The 3,111-nt window shown below is 70.4% G+C and carries 5 protein-coding genes and 1 pseudogene; 2 read left to right on the forward strand and 4 right to left on the reverse strand.

Going from position 1 to position 3,111, the window contains the following annotated elements; genetic code table 11:
- Positions 1-67: 67 nt before the first annotated feature.
- Complete coding sequence (locus tag FXN61_RS53980; protein WP_312878578.1) at positions 68-178, forward strand: LuxR C-terminal-related transcriptional regulator; 111 nt, start codon at positions 68-70, stop codon at positions 176-178.
- A gap of 11 nt (positions 179-189) precedes the next feature.
- On the opposite strand, the gene FXN61_RS48435 is transcribed toward FXN61_RS53980, so the two are convergent.
- From FXN61_RS48435 to FXN61_RS56105, 3 genes and pseudogenes are all read right to left on the reverse strand, one after another.
- On the reverse strand, positions 190-540 hold the full coding sequence (locus tag FXN61_RS48435) for an HNH endonuclease (RefSeq protein ID WP_312878575.1): 351 nt from the start codon (positions 538-540) through the stop codon (positions 190-192).
- Positions 524-961, reverse strand: coding sequence for a LysR substrate-binding domain-containing protein (locus FXN61_RS56100; protein ID WP_312878576.1), 438 nt, complete (start codon positions 959-961; stop codon positions 524-526). Before FXN61_RS56100 ends, FXN61_RS48435 begins: the two co-directional genes overlap by 17 nt.
- Positions 849-1,454, reverse strand: a pseudogene (locus FXN61_RS56105) (LysR family transcriptional regulator); the annotation flags it as partial. The gene FXN61_RS56100 and the pseudogene FXN61_RS56105, both read right to left, overlap by 113 nt.
- A 139-nt stretch (positions 1,455-1,593) precedes the next feature.
- Here FXN61_RS56105 and FXN61_RS48445 point away from each other — a divergent pair.
- Positions 1,594-2,628, forward strand: coding sequence for a TDT family transporter (locus tag FXN61_RS48445; RefSeq protein WP_312878577.1), 1,035 nt, complete (start codon positions 1,594-1,596; stop codon positions 2,626-2,628).
- Here the strand turns inward: FXN61_RS48445 and FXN61_RS48450 are convergent.
- Positions 2,513-3,111, reverse strand: a 599-nt coding sequence (locus tag FXN61_RS48450; protein ID WP_223165907.1) for a hypothetical protein, incomplete at its 5' end; no start/stop codon positions are given. The genes FXN61_RS48445 and FXN61_RS48450 overlap by 116 nt on opposite strands.

Here is a 3,111-nt window from a genome sequence, read left to right on the forward strand (position 1 = left end):
ACGAGATCGAGGTGCTGCGGCTCGTGGCCGCGGGGCCGGAGCAACCCCGGAGATCGCCGCCGGGCTGGTGCTGTCGGAGAAGACCGTCGCCCGGCATCTGTCGAACATCTTCGCCAAGCTGGACGTGGGGTCGCGCACCGCGGCGGCGGCGTTCGCGTTCGAACACCACCTGGTCTGATCAACCTGTGGTCAGGCGAACCGCGTGGTGAGCTCGGTCGAGATCTCGTAGTGGCGCACGAGGAACGAGCGTTCGTCGAGCTTCTTGCGCCGCAGCCAGCCGGTCACCTCGGCGTTGCACTTGCTGGCGTTGCACGACCCGCACGCGGGCACGACGTTGCCGAGCGTGTAGCGGCCGCCGCGTGAGATGGCCTGCACGCAGTCCTTCTGCAAGGAGGTGGCGGGGGAGCCGCAGTAGGCGCATCCGCCCCAGGACGCCTTGAGCGCGTCCCACTGCGCGTCGGTGAGGTCGTGGGTGACGCGCGCCATCCGCTTCTTGCGCTTGCGCGCGGCGCGAACCTGTTTGCTACCGCCGGTCGGCACGGTGGGTGAGAGTACGCGTCGCGATGGTCAACAGGTCGGAGGCCGGTCCTCGGGGTGTCCTGCCGGCCGGCCACACCGCGCGCAACGCCCGGTGCAGGTCGAGATCGCTGACCTCGACCCTGACGAGCGTGCGGGTCGCGATGTCGGTGGCCACCGTGTGAAGGCTGAGGACCGCGGGCCCGATGCCACCGATCGCGGCGGCCTTGATCGCCGTCGTCGACGGACATCTCCAGCAACGGTCCGGCGGACTCGCTGACGCCCGCGGTCTTGAGCGCGTGCTCCCAGGCCTGCCGTGTGCCCGAGCCCGGCTCCCTGCTGACCAACGGGGTCGCGGCGGCCTTCGCGGCGGCGACACGGCGGCGCTTGGCCCACGGATGTCCTGGCGCGACGACCAGCACGAGCTCGTCCCTCGCGACCACACGGCTGGCCAGGCCCGCCGGCACGTCGGTGCTCTCGATGAAACCCAGATCGGCCTTGTGCGCCAGCACCTGCTCGGCGACGTGCACCGAGTTGCCCGCCGTGAGCACGGTCGCGGTGTCCGGGCTGACCGTCCGCAACGCGATCAGCCACGCGGGCAGCAGGTACTCGGCCACGGTCAGGCTCGCGGCGACGGTGAGATGGCTCTGCCGGTCGGCTCGGAGGCTGGTGATGCCGGCGTCGAGGTCGACGGCTCGCGCCAGCACCGCGGCGGCCCATCCGGCCACGAGCTGACCGGCCGTGGTGAGCCGGGCGCCGCGCGGGGTCCGTTCGAGCAACGCCACGCCGACACGGGCTTCGAGGGTCTTGAGCCGTTCGCTGGCCGAGGGCTGGGACATGCCGTGCGCCTGGGCGGCCCGGCCGATGCTGCCCAGCTCGGCCACGCTCAGCAGCAGGTCGAAGCTGGTCAGGTCGGTGACCCTGGACGGCAGAGGCATAGGGGCAGCCTATGCGTACATCGGCGATTGATCCCTACCGAGGTGGGCGCGGCGCGAGGATTGTCATGTCGTGACCGCTCTCGCACCTCACCCACACCGTGCCCCCGAGGTGCGACGAGCGGCGCCTTTCGGCCCGAACGTGTTCGCCTCCGTGATGGGCACGGGGATCGTCGCGACCGCCGGGGCCTCGATGCCCGGCCTGCACGCGCCCGCCACGTTCGTGTGGGCGCTGGACGCCGCTTTGCTGGTGTTCCTCGTCGTCGCGGCCGTCCGGCGTTGGACGTGGACCACGGTCAGGGAACAGCTCGCCGATCCGGTGATGGCCCAGTTCTGGGGCGCGCCACCGATGGCGTTGATGACCGTTGGCACCGGCGCGTTGCTGCTCGGCTCCGACTGGATCGGCCTGCCGGCCGCGCTGGCCCTCGACTGGACACTGTGGACTCTCGGCACCGTGTTCGGCCTGGCCACCTCGGTGCTGGTGCCGCTGCGGATGATCGGCAGCGGCGAACGCGCGTTCGGCGGCTGGCTCATGCCCGTTGTGCCGCCGATGGTGTCCGCGGCCTCCGGTGCGTTGCTGGCCCAGCACCTGCCGGAAGGACCTTTCCGCCAAGCGATGGTGCTCGGCTGCTACGCGCTGTTCGGTGTCAGCCTGTTCGCGACGATGGTGATCGTGCCGCAGATCTGGCAGCGGCTCGTCCAGCACGGCCTGGGCGCGGCGTCCACCGTGCCGACGCTGTGGATCGTGCTCGGACCCCTCGGCCAGTCGATCACCGCCGCCAACCTGCTCTCTGGCGTGCACGTGCTGCCCGGTCAGGCCGCGTTCGGCGTTCTCTACGGAACGATCACGTGGGGGTTCGCCCTGCTGTGGGTGGCGACCGCGGCGACCGTCACCGTGCGGACGGCCCGGCGCGGGTTGCCGTTCGCGTTGACGTGGTGGAGCTTCGTGTTCCCGCTCGGCACATTGGTCACCGGGACGAGCGCGCTCGCGGCACGCGTGCCGTCGCCGATGTTCACCGGTGTGGCCGTCGTGCTGTACGTCGGGTTGGTGCTCGCGTGGATCACTGTGGCCCTGCGGACGCTTGGTAGTTCGCGTACAGGCGCTTCAAAGCCTGCTGTTCCGCCTCCAGTTCAGGCAGTTCGTGGAACTGCTTTGCCCGCGACAGGCAGTGCTTGAGGAAGTCCAGGGAGTCGAGCAGGTCCGGGATCACCCACGGCTGGTACTCGTGGACGCAGCTGCGCTGAAGCGTGATCGTGCCCCTGATCGCGCTCTGGGCCTCCGCCCAGCGGTTGAGCCTGGAGAAAGCGTTGGCCAGCGACCACGTTGCGATGGCGCACTTCGCGGCGTAGGCGTGCGGGGACTGCTGGACCAGTTCGTACAGCACGCGGGTCGCGGCGAGGTAGCCCTCCAGCGCGTTGGTGTGGTCATCGCGGGCGGCCAGGCGGTTGGAGAAGTTCAGCACGACCTGGGCGTACTGCGGGCCATGGGTTTCCGGGTCGCGGTCGTGCAGGTCCTGGATCAGCATCAGCGCCTGCTGGGTGACCTCGTACGCCTCGGCGTCGCGGCCGGCGCTGTCCAGTGCGATCGCGTGGATGTCGAGCGCGGCGATGTACCGCTGCAGGTGCCTGCCGGGATCGCGGCCGGCCAGGTCGCGGAGCA

Source organism: Lentzea indica (assembly GCF_012184385.1).
Lineage (GTDB): Bacteria > Actinomycetota > Actinomycetes > Mycobacteriales > Pseudonocardiaceae > Lentzea > Lentzea indica.